At 71.4% G+C, this 20814-nt stretch carries 16 protein-coding genes; 2 read left to right on the top strand and 14 right to left on the bottom strand.

Translation table 11 applies throughout. From position 1 onward, the window contains the following. Positions 1 to 9: 9 nt before the first annotated feature. Together AC4BEG_RS35465 and AC4BEG_RS35460 are read right to left on the bottom strand one after the other, a co-directional pair. Complete coding sequence (locus AC4BEG_RS35465; protein WP_490703781.1) at positions 10 to 1212, bottom strand: SGNH/GDSL hydrolase family protein; 1203 nt, start codon at positions 1210 to 1212, stop codon at positions 10 to 12. Positions 1213 to 1317: 105 nt separating this feature from the next. Next, positions 1318 to 1887: a TetR/AcrR family transcriptional regulator gene (locus AC4BEG_RS35460; RefSeq protein ID WP_490703780.1), complete on the bottom strand. Its 570-nt coding sequence runs from the start codon at positions 1885 to 1887 to the stop codon at positions 1318 to 1320. Between the two features lie 70 nt (positions 1888 to 1957). Between AC4BEG_RS35460 and AC4BEG_RS35455 the strand changes: the two genes are divergently transcribed. Beyond that, entirely contained in the window at positions 1958 to 2449 is a 492-nt protein-coding gene (locus AC4BEG_RS35455) for an FBP domain-containing protein (RefSeq protein WP_490703779.1), read from the top strand. A 106-nt stretch (positions 2450 to 2555) separates the two neighbouring features. On the opposite strand, the gene AC4BEG_RS35450 is transcribed toward AC4BEG_RS35455, so the two are convergent. From AC4BEG_RS35450 to AC4BEG_RS35425, 6 genes are all read right to left on the bottom strand, one after another. Further along, positions 2556 to 3364, bottom strand: a protein-coding gene (locus AC4BEG_RS35450; RefSeq protein WP_490703778.1) for an IS5 family transposase whose coding sequence is annotated in 2 segments (ribosomal slippage) — positions 2556 to 3022 and positions 3022 to 3364 — 810 coding nt in all. Because the reading frame shifts where the segments join, the coding sequence is not laid out codon by codon here. Between the two features lie 40 nt (positions 3365 to 3404). Further along, positions 3405 to 4304, bottom strand: a complete 900-nt coding sequence (locus tag AC4BEG_RS35445; RefSeq protein WP_490707310.1) for an aminoglycoside phosphotransferase family protein — start codon at positions 4302 to 4304, stop codon at positions 3405 to 3407. Between the two features lie 89 nt (positions 4305 to 4393). Continuing rightward, complete coding sequence (locus AC4BEG_RS35440) at positions 4394 to 5296, bottom strand: DUF817 domain-containing protein (protein ID WP_490703777.1); 903 nt, start codon at positions 5294 to 5296, stop codon at positions 4394 to 4396. 189 nt (positions 5297 to 5485) lie between these two features. Beyond that, on the bottom strand, positions 5486 to 5998 hold the full coding sequence (locus tag AC4BEG_RS35435) for a GNAT family N-acetyltransferase (RefSeq protein WP_490703776.1): 513 nt from the start codon (positions 5996 to 5998) through the stop codon (positions 5486 to 5488). A 186-nt stretch (positions 5999 to 6184) separates the two neighbouring features. Continuing rightward, positions 6185 to 7180, bottom strand: coding sequence for an alpha/beta fold hydrolase (locus tag AC4BEG_RS35430; RefSeq protein WP_490703775.1), 996 nt, complete (start codon positions 7178 to 7180; stop codon positions 6185 to 6187). 185 nt (positions 7181 to 7365) lie between these two features. After that, a complete protein-coding gene (locus tag AC4BEG_RS35425) occupies positions 7366 to 8235 on the bottom strand; it encodes an LLM class F420-dependent oxidoreductase (RefSeq protein WP_490703774.1) in 870 nt (289 codons plus the stop codon). 244 nt (positions 8236 to 8479) lie between these two features. On the opposite strand from AC4BEG_RS35425, the gene AC4BEG_RS35420 reads away from it, so the two are divergent. Continuing rightward, positions 8480 to 9028, top strand: a complete 549-nt coding sequence (locus tag AC4BEG_RS35420) for a tellurite resistance TerB family protein (protein WP_490703773.1) — start codon at positions 8480 to 8482, stop codon at positions 9026 to 9028. A gap of 137 nt (positions 9029 to 9165) precedes the next feature. Here AC4BEG_RS35420 and AC4BEG_RS35415 read toward each other — a convergent pair whose 3' ends face one another. From AC4BEG_RS35415 to AC4BEG_RS35390, 6 genes are all read right to left on the bottom strand, one after another. After that, entirely contained in the window at positions 9166 to 9624 is a 459-nt protein-coding gene (locus AC4BEG_RS35415) for an effector-associated constant component EACC1 (protein WP_490703772.1), read from the bottom strand. An 88-nt stretch (positions 9625 to 9712) separates the two neighbouring features. Next, positions 9713 to 14068, bottom strand: a complete 4356-nt coding sequence (locus AC4BEG_RS35410; RefSeq protein WP_490703771.1) for a caspase, EACC1-associated type — start codon at positions 14066 to 14068, stop codon at positions 9713 to 9715. Then, positions 14061 to 16397 carry a transglutaminase TgpA family protein gene (locus AC4BEG_RS35405; RefSeq protein ID WP_490707309.1) on the bottom strand — a complete coding sequence of 779 codons (2337 nt, stop codon included), beginning with the start codon at positions 16395 to 16397 and terminating at the stop codon, positions 14061 to 14063. Before AC4BEG_RS35405 ends, AC4BEG_RS35410 begins: the two co-directional genes overlap by 8 nt. Next, positions 16394 to 17614, bottom strand: coding sequence for a DUF58 domain-containing protein (locus AC4BEG_RS35400; protein ID WP_490703770.1), 1221 nt, complete (start codon positions 17612 to 17614; stop codon positions 16394 to 16396). The genes AC4BEG_RS35405 and AC4BEG_RS35400 overlap by 4 nt, the downstream gene beginning before the upstream one ends. Then, positions 17611 to 18576, bottom strand: coding sequence for an AAA family ATPase (locus tag AC4BEG_RS35395; RefSeq protein ID WP_490703769.1), 966 nt, complete (start codon positions 18574 to 18576; stop codon positions 17611 to 17613). The genes AC4BEG_RS35400 and AC4BEG_RS35395 overlap by 4 nt, the downstream gene beginning before the upstream one ends. Next, entirely contained in the window at positions 18576 to 20777 is a 2202-nt protein-coding gene (locus AC4BEG_RS35390) for a WD40 repeat domain-containing protein (protein WP_490703768.1), read from the bottom strand. The genes AC4BEG_RS35395 and AC4BEG_RS35390 overlap by 1 nt, the downstream gene beginning before the upstream one ends. Positions 20778 to 20814: the final 37 nt, after the last annotated feature.

Here is a 20814-nt window from a genome sequence, read left to right as displayed (position 1 = left end):
CGGCTTCGCTCACACGGTGCCCTGACAGGCGCCGCGGCCGGTGAAGGGGCCACTGCTGGTGAAGGCCAGTTCGGCGAAGCGTTCGCCCATGCGGCGGTGGGTGGCAGCGTCGGGGTGGAGCTGGTCGGGCAGTGGCAGTTCGGCGAAGTCGGCCTGGCCATAGAGCTCACGGCCGTCGAGGTAGTGGAGGTTCGGGTCGTCGGCCGCCCGCTGCTGCACGACCCGGACCAACTCGTCCCGGATCACCCCCAGGGTCAGTTTTCCGCTCGCGCGCTCCGCCGGATCGCCCGCGGCCCGGAACCGCAGTTCTCCGGTGCTGAGTGCGCTGAAGTCCGGGGCGCTGGGGCCGGGGGTGTCCTCGTGAATGGGGCACAGGATCGGTGAGACCACCAGCAACGGTGTGGTGGGGTGGCCATCACGGATGGTGTCGAGGAAACCGTGGACGGCGGGGGTGAAGGCACGCAGGCGCATCAGGTCGGCGTTGACCAGGTTGATACCGACCTTGACGCTGATCAGGTCGGCGGGGGTGTCGCGCAGGGCGCGGGCGATGAACTGGTCGAGCAGAGCGCTGCCGCTCAGGCCCAGGTTGATCAGTTCCACACCGCCGAGGGAGGCGGCGAGTGCGGGCCAGGTGGCTGTGGGGCTTGCGGCGTCGGAGCCGTGGCTGATCGAACTGCCGTGGTGCAGCCACACCTTGCGGCCCGAGTCCGGTACGGGCTCGATGGGGGCGTCGCTGCGCAGGGCGAGGAGTTCGGTGGTCTCGTTGTGCGGCAGCCAGATCTCGACGTTCTTGACGCCGTCGGGCAGGCCGGTGAAGCGGAGGGTGCCGCTCGCGCCGGGCTGGTGGGTAGCGGTTCCGGTGGCCATGTCGAGGGTCAGGGTGTTGCCGCCGGTCACGCTCGCCCGGGCGGTCAGCCGGCCGTCGACGAGCAGGTCGTACACACCGTCCGGACGGGGCGGGGCGCCCACGTAGACGCGTTTGGTGGGCAGCGTGTCCAGTTCGACGGCGGTGGCCCCGGTCCGGAAGACCAGCCGTACGCCGGAGGACTGGGCCTCCGCCATGGCCAGTTGGGCGTCGTCGCACTGGGCACGGGCCCGGGCGGGCAGCCGGTGCGGCAGCACGCCGTGTTCGGTGTGTTCCAGGTCGAGGGCGCCGCGCAGGAGGTCCGCGGTGAGCGGCGTGGTGATCCAGTCATGATCGGTGGTGTGCATCGTCCAGCCTGTTGATCGGTGTGATGAGTGTGACCTGACGCACCGATGCACCAACGTGCGGAGGGCCGACGCCTCGATGGCCGATGGGCCGATGCGTCGCGTTGGTCAGCGCTCGGGCCAGTTCCGCAGCAGTGCGTCGAGAGCGTCCAGAATCCGTGACCAGGTTTCCTGGGTGTCCGGGGCACTGTGGCTGAACCCTCCGCCCATCTCCAGGCTGACGTAGCCGTGAAAGACACTGCCCAACAGCCGGACCGCATGCGTCTGGTCCGGCTCCGTCAGGTCGTAGCCACGCAGGATCGCGCGCGTCATCTGTGCGTGTCTGACACCGGCGCTGGCGACCGCCACCTCCGGGTCGAGCCTGAGCTGGGCCGCGGCGTAGCGGCCGGGATGCTCCCGGGCGTAGTCGCGGTAGACGTTCGCCAAGGCGGTGAGGGCGTCCTTGGCGGCCCGTCCGGCCAGGGCGTCGGCGGCCCGGTCGGCGAGTTCCTCCAGCGCGAGCAGGGCGATCCTGGTCTTGAGGTCCTGGGAGTTCTTCACATGCGAGTAGAGACTCGCCACCTTGACGTCGAACCGTCTGGCCAGCTCCGACACGGTCACCTGGTCGAAGCCGACCTCGTCGGCCAGCTCCGCCCCGGCCCGGGTCAGGCGTTCGGTGGTCAGTCCTGCGTAGGCCATGCCCTTCCCTTCGCTCGGCAGAACCGATTATGCACTTGCCTAACACCTTTAGGCAAAATAGCCTGACGTTATGGAGCCGCTGACTGAGCAAGAGATCCGTGCCGCGTTCGTGAACTGCACCAAGGGCGAGGCGAAGCGCCTCGCCGTCCCACGTGACCTGGCCGACCGGCCCTGGGACGACCTGGACTTCCTCGGCTGGCGTGATGCTCAGGCCCATGACCGCGCCTACCTGGTCACCGTGCTGGACGGCCGTCCCAGGGCCGTCACACTGCGCTCCCCCGCCCCCGCCTCATGGCACAGGCGGCGCGGCATGTGCTCGATATGCCTGACCTCCCACACCGGCGGTGTGTCCCTGATGGTCGCGCCGAAGGCGGGGAAGGCCAGGCAGCAGGGCAACTCGGTCGGCACCTACATCTGCGGCGACCTCGCCTGCTCGCTGTATGTGCGGGGGAAGAAGGACGCGGGTGTCGGTGCGCGACCACAGGAATCGCTCAGCCTGGAGGAGAAGATCGAGCGGACAGTGGCGAATGTCGCCGGGTTCTTCGCGAAGGTGACCGCCTGAGTCCGTTCGGTGTCCCCGCTGCCGGCCGGCGTCCGGCTCGCTGCCCTGATGCACAGGCAACTGGCCTGAGCATGGGTGTCCGGAGGGCGCCGCCTTAGACGTCGTTTCACTTGGTGAGTCGGCGGTAGCCGATGAGGGTTGCGGCTATGCCGACGAAGGCGAGGAAGTGCTCGGCCTTGCGTTCATAGCGACGGTGCAGGCGGCGGCATCCGGCGAGCCAGGAAACCGTCCTTTCGACGACCCAACGGTGGCGACCCAGCCGGGTGGAGGACTCGATGCCCTTGCGGGCGATGCGGTGGCGGATGCCTCTCTTACGGAGCCATCGACGCAGGTGGTCGTAGTCGTAGCCCTTGTCGGCATGGAGCTTGGCCGGACGCCGGCGGCGCGGGCCGCGCCGGGAGCGGATGGGCGGGATCCCGCGCACGAGCGGTTCCAGTCCGAGGCTGTCGTGCATGTTGGCGCCGGAGACGCCCAGGGATAGAGGTAGCCCGTTGCGGTCCGTGATCAGGTGGATTTTCGATCCGCTCTTGCCGCGATCGGTCGGATTCGGTCCGGTCAGTGGCCCCCTTTTGCCGCCCTGACGCTGACGGAGTCGATCGCACACCGCGACCAGTCCAACTCGCCGCGGGCACCGAGCTCGTCGAGGATGACGCGGTGGAGCCTGGCCCATACCCGGTCCCGGCTCCACTGGGCGAAGCGCCGGTAGACGGTGGGCCAGGCCGGCCCGAACACCGGCGGCAGCTGCCGCCACGTGCAGCCCGAGGTGGCCACGAAGATGATCGCTGCCAGGCATGCGCGGTCACCGGCCCGTCGGCGGCCGCCGCCTTGCGGGCGTATGACCTCCGTCGGCGGGACCACCCGCCGGAACAGCACCCACAACTCGTCCGGCACCAACCGCTCAACCAGATCCGTCATGCACGGCTCAACGAGCGATCACGCCATCAGAAACGACGTCTTATAGCGCGTGCCGGGTATCAGCGAGGACTTCGTGGATGACGTGTCGTGCGATCGCCGCCATGACGGGGTTGGTGTCCCTGTAGTACGTCAATTCGGGGAGCGCGATCGACAGCGCCCAGCCGCGACCTCGTGCCCAGGTGGCGTCGTCGGCCCCCACAGCGTCCCGGAAGGCGTCGCGCACGCAGGCCGGCAGTACGTACCACGCCACGATCAGGTCGACGGCGGGGTCGCCGAGTCCCATGCATTCGAAGTCGATAACGGCGCTGAGCCGCCCCTGGGACGTCAGCAGATTGCCCGGTTGCAGATCCGCGTGGATCCACACCGGCGAGCCGGCCCACGCGGGTGCTTGCATGGCGGCGTCCCATGCCGCGGTCGCCGCTTCGGCATCGACGATGCCCCGCAGTTCCGCGATCGCGGAGCGTGTGGAGGCGTCCCGCGCCGCCAAGGGCTCACCGCGGTAGGACGGAGGCCCGCTCGCGGGATCGACCCCGTGCAGCGCGGTGACGAATTCCGCGAGGTCCTTCGCCAACAGGCCGGGTTCAGCAAGATGCCCGGGGGCCGGGTTCGCGCCGTCCAGCCAGTCGTAGACCGACCAGGGCCAGGGGTAGCCCTCAGTCGGCTCTCCCTTGACCAGCGGCACGGGAACGGCCACCGGAAGCGAGGGAGCGAGCCGTGGCAGCCACGCGTGCTCCTTGTCGACATCCTTGGCCACCCCCGCGGTTCGAGGGAGTCGCACGACCATGTCCTCGCCCAGCCGGAACATGGCATTGGATGTGCCGACAGAACCGACCGGCTCGACGGGAAGACCCGCCCACTGCGGGAACTGCGCGGCAATCGCCCGGTTCACGAGAGAGGCGTCGATGTCCGGCTCTCCGGCATGCATCTTCCCAGCACACATGAGCACCTTCTGAGTGGAGGCGATTCCATCAAGTAGGGAAACCACGGTTGTCGACCAGCGCCCATACGAACGTGTCAGGACATACTCCGTCAACTCCTTTTCGCCAGCCGGTGGGCAGCTCGGTCCGTGCCCCCGCCGGGACCGGTCGTGAGAGAGCGGCCCACGTCCTGTTTTCCGCCGTCCGGCACGGTGGCCGAGGTACGGGAGGGGCGTCCCTCGCTCACCGTGCGGCGCTCGGCGGACTTCACGCGTTCCGTCAGTACGAATGTGACGCTGATCAGCAGGGCCCAGGCCCCGCATTTGCTGAGTGCCACCGGTTGCCAGCCGCCGATCTGATCGGGGTAACTCCACGCCCCGACGTAGGTGGCCGCGTTCTCCGCCACCCATAGGAAGAAGCCGATCAGCAGGAAGGAAAGCGCGAGGGGCATGCGGTAGCGGCGCTCGCCGACGGTGAAGCCGACCGAGGCCCGGACGGTGACGGCCAGCATCGCGGCGGCCAGGAGCCATCGAGCGTCCGGTAGCCAGTGGTGGGTGAAGAAGTTGAGGTAGACGGCTGCCGCGACCACGGTGGTCGCGGTGGCGAGGTATCCGGTGAAGCGCAGCTGGAACAGGTCCCAGGCGCGGCAGACATAGCCGGCGACGGCCGCGTACATGAACCCGCCGTACAGCGGTACACCGGCGACCTTCGTCACGGCGTCCTCCGGGTAGCTCCAGGACCCCAGGTGCACCTTCACCAGCTCGAAGAGCAGACCGATGACATGGCACACGGCGATCAGCAGCGTGTCCCGCCCGCTCTCCCATCCCACCCGGCGCGCGACGAGGGTGAGCAGCACCCCATAGACGAGTACCAGGTCGTACCGCGCGATCGGCAGGTCCGGCAGCACACGGGAGACGGCGATGCCACCCAGCAGCGCCACCGCGAACGCACAGCAGCGCGCCTGCAACACGGTAAAGCGGATCAGCTGGCGTATCGCGCCCAGGATCTTGCACATGACCAGGAGGACGCCGCAGGGGTGCTGCTTGGTTGGCCGTACCGATGAACTTCTGCCGAAGGTGTGGCGAACGTCGCCCCGCACCGGATCCGCGCATCGGCCGGCTGAGCCGACCTCCCCGGCCACGAGGTGCTTCCACAGGCGGGCACGGTGGGGTCGGCGGGAGACCGCCGACCCCACCGGTGTTCATCACCCGCGCTGGTCAGGTCCCGTGAACCGGAAGCGGACCACGTCCTCTTCGGTGGCCCAGCGCTGGAAACCCGCCTTCTCCAGCACCCGGACGGAGGCCGGGTTGGCCGGCTCCACGTTCGCGCACACCGTCCGGACACCCGGGGCGGTGAGGGCGAACTCCGTCAGGGCCCGAGTGGCTTCGGAGGCATAGCCCCGACCGCGGCGGGACTCGACGATGCCGTACCCGATTTCGAGGGTGCCGTCGCTGGGCGGCCAGAACAGGCCGATCGACCCCACCACCAGACCGCTGTCCCGTTCCACCACCAGGCGGTGGCCGTATGCGCCGAGCCAGGCCGGGTGGTCGTCGAAGAGGCCCGCGATGACGCGGTCGCCGTCGGCGGGGAAGTCGTCCGCCCAGTGCGCCGACCTGGTGTCGGCGAGGACCGCGGTGGCCTCGGCCGTGGTCCAGGGCCGCAGAACGAGACGGTCGGTGGTCAGATCGAGGTGCGTTGCTGAGGATGAGGACGTCACGTGTCACTCCTGATGGTGGGAATGACCGGACCGCGCTTCGCTAGCGCGCGGGCCGGACAAGGGCATGCCGACGGACACCTACCGCGGCCATATTCATCAACCCCCTTGTCCCGCTGATCGCGCGCCTCTCGCGCAGACGCGACGTTAGCAACGTCGCCGAACCCCGGGCAAAGCTTTTTTGATCAGTCAGGAGGGCAGGGCGCCGAGCCACTCGGTCAGCAAGCGATTGACCTCCTCGGGGCGTTCCTGCTGGATCCAGTGGCCGCAGCCGTCGAGGATGTGCGAGGCCACCAGGCCGGGCAGGGTACGGGGGAATTCGCTGATCGCATCGGCCAGCCATGTGGTGGAGGCGTCCAGGCTCCCACCGATGAACAGCGACGGCTGGGTGATGGGGGCGCCGTCGAACGCGGCCAGCTCCTCCCAGTCCCGGTCCATGTTCCGGTAGCGGTTCAGCGCCCCACTCATCCCGGTACGCTCGAACTCCCCGGCGTAGGCGTCGAGTTCAGGTTCACCGAGCCAGGACGGCGGACGACCGTCGGGAAACCGTTCGCGCAGTGTTCCGCCGGGGCCGGTGAAGTGCGGGTCCGGCCTGCCGGATGCGGGCATCGTGTCGCCTGAGAAGGCGGCGTAGAAGCCCGCGAGCCAGCCGCGTACGTCGGGCTCGATCTCCGCCTCGGCACGTCCCGGCCGCTGGAAGTAGGAGATGTAGAACTCCTCCGGACCGCCCTCGGGCCCGCCCATCCGAGCGAAGACCTCGCTGGGCCTGGGCCCACCGCGCGGTGCGTACGGCACGCTCAGCAGCCCGACCGCGCGGAACACATCGGGCCGGGCCAGCGCGCAGGTCGCGGCGATCGACGACCCCCAGTCGTGTCCGACGATCACAGCGCTCTCCTCCCCCAGCGCCTCCACCACCGCCACCTGGTCCTGTACCAGCTCGAGCATCCGGTAGGCGTCCACCGCCCCGGGCCTGGACGAGCGCCCGTAGCCGCGGACGTCGACCGCCACCGCTCGACAGCCCGCCTCGGCAAGGGCGGGCAGCTGGTGGCGCCACGAGTACCAGGACTCCGGAAACCCGTGCACCAGCAGCACCAGCGGCCCACTGCCCTGTTCCACCAGGTGGATCCGCCCGACCGGTGAGGGGACCAGGCGATGGATGACATCGGCGGTGGACGGATGCGACATAGATCCTCCCGGGAACTGTGCGGACGGTCGGTGGCCACGGACGCGAGAAGTGGCGTTCATGCAACTCGCCGTGGCCGCACCAGCTCCGATCATGCGGCATTCGGCACGGCGTCGGCGATGTCTGTTGCCGATCCGGCAAACACCGCGGCGGCGGCAGCTGTCAGCCCGCCCCACCCGTGGTCTTGTCACGAGCCCGGTGTGATCCAGTGGTGGGCGAGGTCGGTGACCCACGCGGTGGCCGCGTCCGGTGTCGCCGGTGGCGCTCCGACCACCACCAGTTCGGTCACCCCGGCTGCTGCCAGGTCGGGCAGCAGGTCCGGGCCGCCATCGAGCGGCGCGACGGCGATGGTGAGCTCCGTCGCCGGGCGGCGGTGGCTCGCGCAGTGCTCCCCGAGAGCGTGGACGCGTTCGGCAACGGTGTCCGCGGGGAGGTTGAATGCGTACCAGCCGTTGCCGAAGGCGGCGACCCGGCTCAGTGCCGCATCGCTGTTTCCGCCCACCACTACCGGAATCTGCCGTTGGCGCACCGGTTTGGGGTTGACCCGGATCGCGTCGAAGCGTGTGAACTCCCCCTCGAACGAGGCCACATCGTCGGACCAGAGCGTGCGCATCGCGGCGATGTACTCCGATGTGCGGCGGCCGCGATGAGCGAAGGGGACACCGAGCGCGGCGAACTCCTCGGACGACCAGCCGACGCCGATTCCCAGCGTGAACCGCCCGCCGGAGAGCACATCCAGTGTCGCGGCCTGCTTGGCCACCACGATCGGGTTGTGCTCGGGGAGCAGCAGGACGCCCGTGGCCAGGCGGATCCGGGTGGTCACCGCCGCGGCGAACGTCAGCGTGAGCAGCGGGTCCAGCCAGTCCGCGTCGGCGGGGACGGCGATCCGGCCATCGGTGGAGTAGGGGTAGCGGGAGGTCGGCTCGTCGACCATGACCACGTGTTCACCTGCCCACAGGGTCGCAAAGCCGTGTGCTTCGGCGGCTTCCGCCACCGCGCGGATGATCTGCGGCCGGGCGCCGTTCCCGATGCCCAGCGCATGCAGTCCCATCTGCATCTGCCACCTCCCGCCCTCCAGACGACCGTAGCTCGGTGGCGACGGCCCACCACGCGACGGTGTTTCCGCACGGTGGTCGGTGGGGCAGTGTCACCCGGACGGCCCGCTCGGCGAGTGGCTCCGGCAGGAGTGCGTCGCTCCTGTTCGCACGGCGGAACTCGGCGGCGGCCATGTACGTTGCCGGGATGACACGTGACGGCACGTGTCCGGTGACGAACGACACGTCAAAGCCGAGGTGGCAGCAGTGGCGATGTGGGATCGGATCAAGGACCAGGCCAAGGCCCTCCAGCAGCAGCGGGGTCATGGCACGGGTGGCTCCGGAGGACACGGGCGCCCAGGGTCGGGCGGCGGGTCCAAGGCCCAGCTCGTCGGCGTGCTCAAGACACAGCTCACATCGCTCAAGACGGAGCTGAAGAGCGGTGCCTACCGGGACGCCAGCATGGCTGTGTGCGCCCTGGTGGCAGCGGCCGACGGACATGTCGACCCCGCGGAGCGACAGCATGTCGAGTCGCTGATCCTGTCCAACGACGTTCTCCAGAACTTTCCGCCGGATCAGCTGCGCACCCGGTTCAACAAGCACGTTGACGTGATGACGGCCGACTTCGCCCGGGGCAAGGCGGAGGCGCTCCAGGAGGTGGCCAAGGCGGCCAAGAAGCCCGCCGAGGCCAGAGCGGTGGTCCAGACCGGCATTGTGGTCGCCGGTGCCGACGGCTATGTGTCGACGGCCGAGGAGCAGGTCCTGCGGGAGGTGTGCGGCACGCTCGGGCTTTCCTCGGCGGAGTTCGGCATCTGACACGCGGTCCGGGCACCCGTGGTCCCGGGTCGCGCCCGCGGCGACGCCCTCGGCTTCGCGGCGCACTTCTCAGAGCCCTGCCCTCCGTGAGGGCAGGGCTCGGCGGCTGCGCGGCGCGGGTCATGGCGCCGTCCCACTCAGCCGGCGGCCGTGGCCAGAGGATCGTCCGGCTGTCCGTCGTGGCCGTCACGTCGGCCGTGTGCAGCCGACCGCTCTCCTGTCGCCTCCGCCTGGGCCACCGCCTGGTTGAGGTCGTCCAGCAGGGCGCGGGCCGTTGCCGCACCTTGGGCGTTGGTTCCCTCCAGGGTGATGTGGACGCGCGTGTCGCTGTCCTCGCGCTCCCAGGTGACCTTGAAGCTGCCACCGCGCTGCCGGAGCCAGGCTTCCAGGACCACTCCCAGGGTAGCGACCGCCGCCACGCCGACCTCGACGAGGACACCGAGGAGGTCCGCGCCCAGCTCGCACTGCCGGACGGGTGAGCGCAGTTCACGCACCTGCCCCAGATCGGGTTCATCGCGCAGTCGGTCCGCCAGCCCACGCCAGTCGTCCGGTTCGGTGCTCCGGGTTCCGTCCTCGATGCTGATGTGCAGCGCCACGGGGTCTCCTGTTCTGTGTGCGATTTCTGGGTGCGATCGTCGTCCCACGGTGGTCATGAGCCCCAGTCAGAGGTCAGGCAGCCAGATGTCATGCGCCGCAGTCCTCCGGCAGTGGGTCTCCCGACGTATGGGCGGTCCAGGCCGCCGCGGAGTCCACCGGCAGCGTCCCCCTGCACAGCCGTTTTTGCAGTGCGCCGGGTGACACATCCGAGACACGCACCCGTCCGTCCTCGGAGGCGACCGCCACCACGCCGCCGCGGGCGACCGCCAGGGCCGTGATCGGGGATCCGCGCAGGAGGAAATCCGCCAGTGGATGCCATCCGGCGGTGGCGGATCCTGAGTGCAGCCGCACTCCGCCCTCGTCGTCTCCGGTGGCCGCGAGCCGACCGTCGGGGGCCACCGCGAGACCAGTGAGGGTGGTCCCGGGATGGGCCACCTGCTGCGGCGTGCGGCCGGGTTCATCGGTCCAGGTGCGTGCGTACGGGCTCCGCGCTTCGGCCAGCAGCCCGGTGTGCGGGGCCAGGCTCACCCAGTACATGGCACCGGTGGGGCGGGACGGACCGACCGCCGGGTGCCGACTGCCCGGCCCGCTTATCGCATGGGGCCGGTCGGCACGGCGGATGTTCCACCACGCGCCGGTGTAGGCGGTGCGGCCGTCCGGTGTGAGTGCGACGGCGTCCTCGGGACCGGATGACCTGTCCAAGTCGCTCTGGTGGTCCGGCCGTTCGGGACGGGTGATACGCCACAGCCGGGCGACGCCACTGGGGGCACGGGTGAGCAGTACGGGGGCGTTCACGGCGACGGCCGCACGGGCGCCGGTCAGTACGGCGAGAGGGTGCTGGGCGGAGGGGCGGGTGGTGTCCCACAGTTCGACACCGCTCCCCCGGGTGACCATCAGGGTGCGCCGGTCCGCCGCGAAGGCGAGGTCCACCACGGGGTGTCCGGTGGGGTCGGCCAGCCCGGTCGGCCCGCGTGGCGATCGGCCGTTGACGGACCGCAGAGCGACGGTGCCGTGCCGGGTGCCGATGGCGGTGATACGTCCGTCCGCGGAGAGTGCCACCGCCGTGGGTCCTCCGTCCGGCACCGGTATGTCGGCGAGTACCGCCGGTTGCCGAGCGGACCGTAGCTCGCCCAGCGCGGTCCCGCCCTTCGTGATGGCGGCCAGCAGCCCTCCGTCCCGGCTGAAGGCGAGGCCGAACTCATCGGTACTGCGAACGCCGGGCTGGGAGGTCAGGGGTACGGGGTCGTCACCTGTTGTGAGGTCCCAGAGGGTGAGCGGGCCCCCGTTCTCCTGCACGGCGAGCAGCCGCCCGTCCGGGGACAATGCCAGCGCGCTCGCGTTCGTCCGGAACCGTGTGCGCGGCCGGACGCGGCCGCCGGGGGTGATGTCGTGTACTTCCACCAGGCCGTCGTCGTGGGCGACGGCCAGGGTGCCGCCCTGTGCCGCGACAGCGGGTGTGCCCCGGTACGGGGAGGGGCTGCGCGGCAGCCGTTCCGTGTGCCGGGTGGCTCCGGTGGCGGACACGCGGGTGACCCGTAGCCGTCCGCCGTCCTCCAGCCCGATCAGCAACCTGCCACCTGCGGTGTAGCGCGCCCGCACATGGTCGAGGCGTCGCGGTTCGCTCTTCCCTGGCAGCGGTGTGACCCACGTGGTACCCGTGATCCGGTCCGCGTCGCCGCTCGTCACCATGGCGACGGCGACGGTCCGGCCTCCGGGCCCGAAGGACACCCATGAGGCCCCCGATACGGTCCGCTCCGGCACCACGATCTCGTCCGTCGGTGGTCCCGAGGGCTTGTCGGTGTGCCAGATCTGCACCGTGCCGTCGGCCCGCAGCAACGCGATGCGTCGCCCGTCGGGACTGAACGCCATGTCTTCGATGGGCCCGGTCCCGGGTGTGCCCAGTGTGCCCAGCGGGTGCCGGGTGGCGGCGTCCCACAGGTGCAGCTCCTCCCCATCATTGATGGCCAGCAGATCGCGGCGGGGCGAGAACTCGACGGAGACGCCGCCGGGCATCCGGCCACCGCCGTCCCCGCTGTCCGAGGCGCTCGACCAGCCCCCAGCGGCGGCGATCATGGCGGCCCATGCCTCGTCGGTGGGGGCGCTGCGGTACGCGGCCACCGCCAGCCGTCCGGCCAGTGGCGAATCGGTGGGCGCCGCCGCGCGGGAGGCGGCGGCGAGCCGCCGGGAGGTGTCGGCGTCCTGCGCCGCTGAGGAGGCGCGGTGCGCGTCGAACGCGGCCCAGAGTGCGACGACGGCCACGATGACGCAGAGGGCGGTGGTGATGGCCAGGGCGAGCAGCGTGCGGCGACGGCGGCGGGACCGCCGGGCGGCTGAACGCTGCCTGGCCACCGATGCGTTGAGAAACTGCCAGACGTCCTCACCGACTTCCAGCCGGGGCCGTCCCTCGACCTGTTCCAGCGCCCTGGCCAGGGTGTGTCCGCGGTAGAGGTCGGCCTCTTCGCCCTGGGAGTCGGTCCAGGCCCTGGCCGCGGCGGTCAGCTGCTCGTGGTGCAGCCGCCACACCGGGTCCGCGGCGAGCCAGGCCCGCATCCGGGGCCAGGCGTGGAGGACCGCGTCATGTGCGGGTTGCACGGTGCCCTCCCGCTCGACGACGAGGCCCTTGGCGAGGAATCGGCCCAGCAGCGCGTCAGCCCGCCCGCCACCGAGTTCGCGTACCAGCTCGGCACGGTCGACCGGCCGTCGGGCGGGTGGGACACCTTCCAGCGGTCTGCCGGGCCGCACCATGCGCAGCAGCAGGATGCGCGCCAGTTGCTGGTCGTCGGAGCCGAGGTCCTGGTACACGCTGTCGGCGGCCTGGGCGATGGCGCCGGACAGGCCGCCGCACTCCTGGTAGCCGCGGACGGTCAGCACCCCGCGCTCGCGCCGCCGCCAGGTGGCGGTGAGGGCCTGGGCAAAGTGTGCGAGGGTGAACGGGTGCGGTGGCGAACCCGGTTCGGGGACGGGCGTGGCCGCGCGGGGGTAGCCCAGGTCGGCGAGGACCAGCTCGACCAGCCCCTCCTGGACCCTCAGGTGTTCCTGGCGGGCCGGTTCGGTGATGGCTTCCCGTACCTCCTCGGCGCTCAGTGGTGTGACGAGGATCTGCCGCGCGGACAGCGCGTGGGCCAGCTCCGGCCACTCGGCGCAGGAGGCGTAGTAGGGGGCGGCGACGGCCAGGATCACCCGTACTGGAGCCGAGGGCGTGGCGCCGGTGGTGGCGAGGGCGGCGATCGCACGGATGAAGGCCGCGCGGTCGGTCTCGTCCTCGCACAGGGAGAAGACCTCCTCGAACTGGTCCACGGCCAGGAGCACGGGGGCTTCGGGCCGGGCCAGCCGCCGTACGAGCGCCGCGGCGTCGTGTGCGAGGGCGCGTTCCACCGCGGGGACCGGCAGCCGCGCCGGCCCGGACAGGGTTGCGGCGAGCGCGCGCAGCGGTGCCGCGGTCGGTGTGCACACCAGCGAACGCCAATGCCCGGGTGTGCCAGCAGAGTTGGCGCTCCGTCTCAGCTCCGTCAGCAGTCCGGCCCGGATGAGTGAGCTCTTCCCCGATCCCGACGCGCCGAGCAGCACCACGGGCTCACCGGGGCCGTCGGCGCGGGTGACCTCGCGGACCAGTTCGCTGGTGAGCCGGTCCCGGCCGCGGAACCAGTGCTGGGTGGTCTCGTCGTAGGCGGACAGGCCCGGATAGGGGCACACCCCGGTGTCGTGGCCCGTCGGCTCCGTGGCCGGTTCGGCGCGGGCCGCCGGGTTGCGGGCGAAGCCGAACCAGGCGGTAGGCGCGTCGTGCCGGGCCCTCGGGCTCAGATCGCGGTCCGCGAGGGCCCGTCTCAGCTCCTCGAGGGTGAACACCGCGGGACCGTGCGGATCGCCGCTGTGGAGCAGCCGGATCAGCTCACCGGTGAACGCGGTGTGTACGTCCCCGACTGGTGCCAGTGCCCTCTGGTCGCGGGCGGCGGCGGCCAGCAGGTAGTGGTGGCGGAAGGCGGTGAGCGATTCGTCGCCCGCGCGCTCGGCATGGCAGCAGTCCAGGACGATGACGAACCGGGTGGGCCGGTGGCGGCGTACGAGCGCGGCCAGGTCCCGGAAGGACGCGGTGGTGAAGGGATCGGTGTCGGCGTCACCAGTGGTCTCCCGGGTGCACAGGCGCAGTTCGTTCGCGGCTCCCACCAGGCCGTGGCCCACGTAGTACAGCAGCAGGGTGTCCGAGGCTGCCTTCGCGGCCTCGGTGACGGCCTGTCCGATGGTCCGCGCGTCCTCGGGGTCCTCCAGCACCCGGATCCGATCCTCGCTGAGCCCGGTGCGCCGCAACAGGATGGCGCGCAGATCGGTGAGCGTTCGGTGGACGGCCGGAACGGGCGGCAGCACCGCCGGGTCGGCGACCGTCCCGGTGCCGATGAGGAGGGCGCGAGCGCCGGGCCCGGCGAGCCCCAGGGCGAGGTCAGACATCACCGCTCCCATCGCCCCGCCGGGAAGAGCCGCCGCCGACGCGCCGGGAAGGACCGCCGCCATCTCGGCGGGAGAAGTGGCCGGTTGACTGTCGGCGTATGCGCCGCGGGAGCAGCAGCCGGGCCCAGCCGCGCGCCCGCCACCCCTGATGTGTTCTCAGCTCGGCCCTGATGACATCGCTGTGCAGCCAGGCGCGGTCGGCGTCCTGTGCGGACATCGGACGCCACGCCGGTTCGCGGGCCGCCTCCTCCTCAGTGGGTTCGCAGAACCGGGCCCGTGCGGCCAGCAGCGCCAGCGGCGCGGCCGCGGCACGGGTGCCGGGGCCTCCGGTCGCCGCGAGGTGGGCGGCGATGTCGTGGAACGTGGCGGCCGGCGGTGGGCCGAAGGTGTCCGCCACCGTGGCCTGTTCAACAACCGCCTGCCAGGCGGCTGTGGCACGCCGCGCCGGAACGGGGGCGGTTCTGCCGCGCCGGATCCGCAGCCACGGGCGTATCAGCAGCAGCCACCCACGCAACAGCAGCAACGCCGCAGCGGCGGTGCTCACGCCCCACAGAGCGACCAGCGCCCAGTCCGTGTCGCCGGCCGGGCCGATCGAGGGGCGTGGAGCCGCGCCGCGGGCGGGCGGTGCGGGCGTGGGGTGGCGCGAGGGCCGGGGTTCGGCCGATGGCGAAGGATCGGGGGTGGGTTCGGTGGACGGTGGGGTGTGCCGCTCCCGCCCGGGTGGCGGCACCGGATCCACGGGCACCCAGCCCGCCCCGGCGAGCGCGATCTCGTTCCACACCCGGGCATCGGCCCCCGTGACGCGGAGGTCGCCGGAGCCACGCCGGGTGACCTGGAAGCCGACCACGATCCGGGCGGGGAGTCCGGTCACCCGCGCGGCGAGGGCGAACGCCGAGGCGAAGTCCACGGGTGCGCCCTGCCGTTCGGTGAGGAACCGGTCGAGGGCGCCGAGGGACTGGTTCCCCGGCGTCTTGGGCAGGCACGTGTACTCCTTGCGCAACATAGCGGCCAGTGCGGTGGCACGTCCGTACGGGGAACGAGAAGCAGCGCGGGCGCGGTGGGCGAGGGTGGTCAGCGCCGTCGGGGCCTCGCTCGGCACCGCGAGGGTGGTGGCAGCGCCGGGTGCCGCTCGCAACCGGGCGGCGTCCAGGGGTGCGGGATGCTGCGGAGTGACACTGGTGACGCGGTACCGGACGCCGCGGTTCAGCGGGTCATCGGCCAGGACGGCGCCGTCCTCGGCGTTCACCGCCACCGGTGCCCCGGCGCGCAGCGGGGTCTCCGGCACGGGGAGCAACCGCCCGGTGAGTCCTTTCACGGTGACCTCGGAGTGGACAGGCCGTCCGGTCTCGGTGCCCGGCTTCAGGCCCGTGCCCAGGTGGCGGGTGAACAGCCCCGAGGGCTTCCACTGGGCGCCGTCGTAGGCGGTGAGCGCGGTCAGCCGCCAGCGTCCGACGGCACCGCCGCGCACGGTGAACAACACCTGGCGGGGCGAGGAGCGCCAGCCGGAGAACTGTTCGAGCGGATGGGTGAGATGGACCGGTGCGGTGCGCTCGGCGCGGTGTTCGCGCGGATTGTACGGGGCGTCGCCCGCTGTCCAGGGCAGGGCCGCGGCCGACGGCACGGCCAGCGCGGCGATCAGCGACGGCCACAGCAGGGCGCGGGCCACGGGGGCGGGGCGGCAGCGCGTGGCGGCCGGGCCGGTGGCACGGTCCGGCGAACGCCCGAGCCGCAGATCCGGCTGGTGTCCGAGGGCCAGTACGGCCCCGGAGATGACCGCCATGGCCACCGCTTGGGGAAGAGTCGTTCCCGGCCCACCGATGGTGGTCGCGGTGGCGGCCACGAAGAGCGCCACCGCGGGAGCCAGGCACCGGGCGCGGCCATGGGTGCGCAGCGCGAGTTCGGCTCCGGCGGCGGCCGCGGCCCAGGTCAGGGTGAACACCACGGCCATCAGGGGCGCTTCGGCCGGGGCGGGCAGTGGTGCGTCCAGCAGCCGCCCCCATCCGCTCGGCGTTCCTTCCGCCACATGTCGCAGACCGGTGGCGATGTCGCCGGGTGTGCGCACGTCGTACACCGTGATCGCGCAGGCGGACAGCCACAGTACGACGCTTGCGCACAAGGCGAGTTCGGGCGGGAGGGGCCGGGCCCGGCGGGCGCACACGGTGGCGAGGAGCACGGGGAGGATCGCGGCGACCGCCACCGGGAACAGCAGGGGCCGGTAGCCGAACACGGGGTGGAACGCGCTTCCCGCCACCGCGGCGGCGAGAACGGCCGACGCCGGGGCGACGGCGGTCGCGTGGAGGCGGGCGGAGGTGTGCGGGGAGGGAGTCATCGCCACCGGCCGACCCCGCTTCCGAACACGGCACTCCAGAGCGCCAGGGCCTGTTCCGCGTCGGCGGCGTACCGCACCGTGCCCCGGTCGGCCACGCCCGTCGTATGGCGCCCCGGCGAACGACCCGGCGTACGCCGGGCGGTGCCCAGCCGGAGGACCAGGACCCGCCCGCGCCCGGCGGACAGCGACGGCAGGGTCACCGCCGGGGCGTCGCCGGTGACCACGGTGAGCGATTCCACCGAGGCGCCGTCTGAGCGCAGCCGGCCGGGGCGTCCGGCCCCCGGCGGACCGACGGACACGGTGGGCACGACGGCGGTGAGAAAGCGCAGCACCTGCGTCACACCGCCCGGTGGGGAATCCCCGTGCACAAAGCGCCCCGCGCTGGTCCACAGGCGCACCGCAAGCCCACGGCGGAGCGCGTCGACGGCGAGACCGGCGGTGGTGTCCACCGCCTCCTCGAAGTCGGCGCCGGTGGAGTACGCGTCGGGGCGGGTGTCCAGCCACAGGTGACGGAGGTGCTCGTCGGGCTGAAGGTCGCGCCGCACCAGCGGTGTGTCACCGCGAGCGCTGCTCGGCCAGTGGATACGGCGTACGTCGTCGCCGGGGCGGTACGCGTGGAGGGAGTGCAACTCCCAGGCGCCGAGCGGGCCGGGGCGCCGGGCGGCACCGTCCCGACCGGTGACATCACGGGACGGCGCCGCCGGTACCCGCAGCACACGGGGCAGCACCTGAACGGTCAGGGGTGTGCCAACGACGGTGTCGGAACGGAACAGGAAGAGCGGGTCGGACCGGCGCACCAGGGTCGGTCCGACGACCAGGGGGCCATGGCGGTCGGTGGGCAGCGGCAGGTGGTGTTCGGCGCCTTCCGCACCGTCCGCCACCGTGCCGGCCACGACCGTGTCCGCCCGGCCGTCCGGCGCTCCGAGGGCGGGCTGCCGTGAGCAGGTGACCAGCACGGTGGGCCGCGGCAGCCACCGGCGGCGCACCGCGGGTACGGGGATGGTCGCCGTCAGGGGCTCGCCACGGGTGATCCGGCGGGTGTGTGTCCGCGGACCGTGCGCCATCCGGGGTGTGCTGCGGAGCACCAGCCGTCCGGCCGCCACGGCGAGTGCCCCGCATCCGGCGAGGGCGGCGAGCGCGGTGGAGGCGAAGGTCCATGCCAGGAGCGCCAGGACCACCGAACCCGCCAGCACCGCCGCACCGGTACGCGTGATCACCGCGGCACCGGTACCCGGCTGAGGATCCGGCGGATGATGTCCTCGGAGGTGATCTGGTCCCAGACGGCGCGTTCGGTCAGCACCAGACGGTGTGCCAGGACCGGTACGGCGAGTGCGCGGACCTGGTCCGGGAGGACACCCTGAAGGCCCTCGGCCGCGGCGGACACCCGCGCGGCGCGCAGCAGGGCGAGCCCGGCGCGGGTGCTGGCGCCGAGCCTGATCTCCTCCCGGTGTGCGGGCGACCGTGTCTCCTGGAGCAGGGCGGCGATGTAGTCGTTGACCGAGCCGTCGACCTTGACGCGCCGTGCGGTCTCGATCATCCCGCGCAGGGACTCCCGGTCCAGCACGGTGCCGATGGTGGCCTCGGGGCTCAGTGTGGTGGCCTCCCGGGCCAGGATCTCGCTCTCGACCCGGGCGTCGGGCGGTCCGATGCTGACGCGCATCAGAAAGCGGTCGAGCTGTGCCTCGGGGAGGGGGTAGGTCCCTTCGAAGTCGATGGGGTTCTGGGTGGCCACCACCATGAACGGGCGTGGTACGGGGCGGGTTTCACCGGCCACCGAGACCTGGCGTTCCTCCATCACCTCCAGCAGTGCCGCCTGCGCCTTGGGCGAGGCCCGGTTGACCTCGTCGCAGATGACGATGTGGGCGAAGACCGGGCCGGGCTGGAAGGTGAACGCCCCCCGCTCCAGCACCTGCACTCCGGTGATGTCCGAAGGCAGCAGATCGGGGGTGAACTGGATCCGGCCACTGGTGACTCCGAAGGCCGCCGCCAGGGCCCTGGCCAGGGACGTCTTGCCCACCCCTGGCACATCCTCGATGAGCAGATGGCCCTCCGCCACGAGGCAGATGAGCGCCAGGCGGATGGCCTCGCGCTTACCACGCAGCACCTCGCCCACGGCCTCCGCCACCGTGTCGAACCGGATCCGCAGGCCGTCGAAGTCCTCCTGGGCAGGGCGCTGCATCAGCCAACCTTCCACAGTTGTACGGAGTCACCGCTTCCGACAGCGAGCAGGTGGCCGTCGGGGCTGAAGTCGAGGGCGGAGATGCCATCGGAACGGCTGCCGGGCAAGGTGACGGGCCGTCGTACCGAGCCGTCGCGGGAGACCTGCCAGAGCGTCACCTTGCCGTTCCCGTCGCCGAGGGCGAGCATCGTACCGTCGGGGCTGAACGCCGTAGCAGCGATGGTCCGGGCGGTGTTCCGTACGGGATGTTCCCGCGGGTGTGCGGGGTCGGTGACATCCCACAGGGAGATCTCGGTCCTGGTCCCCGGACCGGCCATCAGACGGCCGTCGGCGGTGAACCGGGGCGGCGCTCCGGACCTCACCGTCCAGGAGACGGACTGCGCGTGCGCGAGATCGGTGAGGTCGAGGAAGTGCAGGACCATCGCGTCCTGTCCGGTCACGTCCCAGACCCGTACGGCCAGCAGCGGCGCGGTCGGGCTGAACGCGACCCCGTAGATGAAGGCGCCTTCTCCTCCGATGCTGCGCCCGTAGTCGATTTCAGGAAGATCGGAGTGATCCGAAGTGTCACCGATCTTCAGCTGGCTCCCCTGGTCGAAGTGCACATAGGAGGGATAGGCCATGAGGGTCGCGTCGGGATTGACGGCCAGTACGTTCATGGTCGGCGGGGCGTTTTCCAGATAGGGCCAGCGATGTTCTTCCCGTGGATTCCTCGGATCACCGATGTCGTAGATGCCGACTCCGCCGCTCCCCGTGACGAACATCTGCGGCCGGTCACGGGGGAAGACGAAGCCGTGAGTCTCGGAGGCTCCCAACGGCTGGAAGCGGCTCAGACGGCGATGTTCCGACGGCTTCTCCATCGACCACAGGGTGATCGTCGAGCGGTCGTCCCCCAGAAGTGCCAGCGTGTTTCCGTCGGGTGAGAACCGGCCCCATCTGGCGCCGGAGTAGGTGGTGAGCAGGGACGGGAAGGTCTCCTCGTCCCCATCGGTGGGAGGGAGTGAGGTCTCGTCCGACGGTTTCGGCCTCGGCTTCGTCGTCGGCCCGGTGGTGGCCGAGGGCGTGGGCCTGGCCGACGCTTCGGGCCGGGGAGCGCTGGAGGTGTGATCGGGTGAGGGTGTGGGTGTGGCGGACGGATGGCCGCCGGAGCGCCGGGGCGGCGGATACTTGCGGAAGACGGTGGGTGCGCGCCCACCGGCCACCATTGCCGACGGGCCCTGGGGGTCATTGGCCCAGACGAAGCCGCCGTGCCGGAACACCCGGAGCATCGGCGCACGGCCGTGGGACACCGTGACGGAAGTCAGGCTCTTGTGGGTATCGCGGTCATAGCGCAGCATCCGGCCGGTGCTCCGGTCCGGCACCCATACCTGCCCGCGGTCCTCCACCGGTGTCCCGAACTGGTGCGGTGCGCCGGCGACGAGGTTCGCGCGGTCGAGGGTCCGTCCAGTGCCGAGGTCCACGGTGAGCAGATCGTTGGACGGCGTGATGACCAGGTGAAGCCGGTTCCGTGGCCCGACGGCCGCGGCGGCCACGCGATGACGGGAGGCCGTGTCGAGTGGAAGCTGCATCTCGGAGGGCTGCCGGTGGCCCCCGGCAGTGTGCAGAACGGTGAGCTTCGAGGCGGTGCGGTCGATCACGACCGCCCGTCCGCCCCCACTGGTCAGCAGCACGTCATGACGTGGCTCGCCCTGGAGAACGGTCCGCACGGATCCACCCCGGACTCGTACCGTCCGGCCGCTGGCGGGCAGTTGCGCCCATAATCCTCCCGTACCGTCGGGCACCACCGCGCTGATCGGGGAGTAGAAATCCACCGGCTTTCCGGACACCCCGAGGGCCGGGGGCTTCACCGGGATCACCTGGCCCGCGGAGGGATGCACTTCGTAGGCAGCGCGGCCCGACAGCTCGATGCGCGCGTCCTCCGCAGTGAACCGACGCGTACCGACCACTTTCATCCGGGTCGTGTCCAGCACGAGGCCACGCGCTCTGTCCTTAGGGATCGACGAGGCGTTCGCCACCACGACGAACCCGGGGCCCTCATGGGTGTCGATCCTCGGCGCCGCCCGGGTGTCCGGTACGGGCACCTGGGCGGACGGGGCGGCGGCTTCCCCGCTGACGGCGGTGAGCAACCCCGGCTTCGTACTCACCAACCAGGCCGTGCCGGGGTCGAGTTCCAGCCGGGCGGGCCGACGCGGCTCGGTGTTCAACAGAGCGACCCAGACGACCGCCGCACAGAAACACGCC

The organism is Streptomyces sp. JLBJ103 (assembly GCF_058215575.1).
The sequence above is the reverse complement of the archived record's forward strand: the minus strand, read 5'-3'. Positions and strand labels throughout refer to the sequence as shown.

Bases quoted from the DNA above. Each gene is read 5' to 3' on its own strand.
- AC4BEG_RS35465 (WP_490703781.1), bottom strand. From the start codon at position 1,212: ATGCACACCACCGATCATGACTGGATCACCACGCCGCTCACCGCGGAC.
- AC4BEG_RS35460 (WP_490703780.1), bottom strand. From the start codon at position 1,887: ATGGCCTACGCAGGACTGACCACCGAACGCCTGACCCGGGCCGGGGCG.
- AC4BEG_RS35455 (WP_490703779.1), top strand. From the start codon at position 1,958: ATGGAGCCGCTGACTGAGCAAGAGATCCGTGCCGCGTTCGTGAACTGC.
- AC4BEG_RS35445 (WP_490707310.1), bottom strand. From the start codon at position 4,304: ATGTGTGCTGGGAAGATGCATGCCGGAGAGCCGGACATCGACGCCTCT.
- AC4BEG_RS35440 (WP_490703777.1), bottom strand. From the start codon at position 5,296: ATGTGCAAGATCCTGGGCGCGATACGCCAGCTGATCCGCTTTACCGTG.
- AC4BEG_RS35430 (WP_490703775.1), bottom strand. From the start codon at position 7,180: ATGTCGCATCCGTCCACCGCCGATGTCATCCATCGCCTGGTCCCCTCA.
- AC4BEG_RS35425 (WP_490703774.1), bottom strand. From the start codon at position 8,235: ATGCAGATGGGACTGCATGCGCTGGGCATCGGGAACGGCGCCCGGCCG.
- AC4BEG_RS35410 (WP_490703771.1), bottom strand. From the start codon at position 14,068: ATGTCTGACCTCGCCCTGGGGCTCGCCGGGCCCGGCGCTCGCGCCCTC.
- AC4BEG_RS35405 (WP_490707309.1), bottom strand. From the start codon at position 16,397: ATGACTCCCTCCCCGCACACCTCCGCCCGCCTCCACGCGACCGCCGTC.
- AC4BEG_RS35395 (WP_490703769.1), bottom strand. From the start codon at position 18,576: ATGCAGCGCCCTGCCCAGGAGGACTTCGACGGCCTGCGGATCCGGTTC.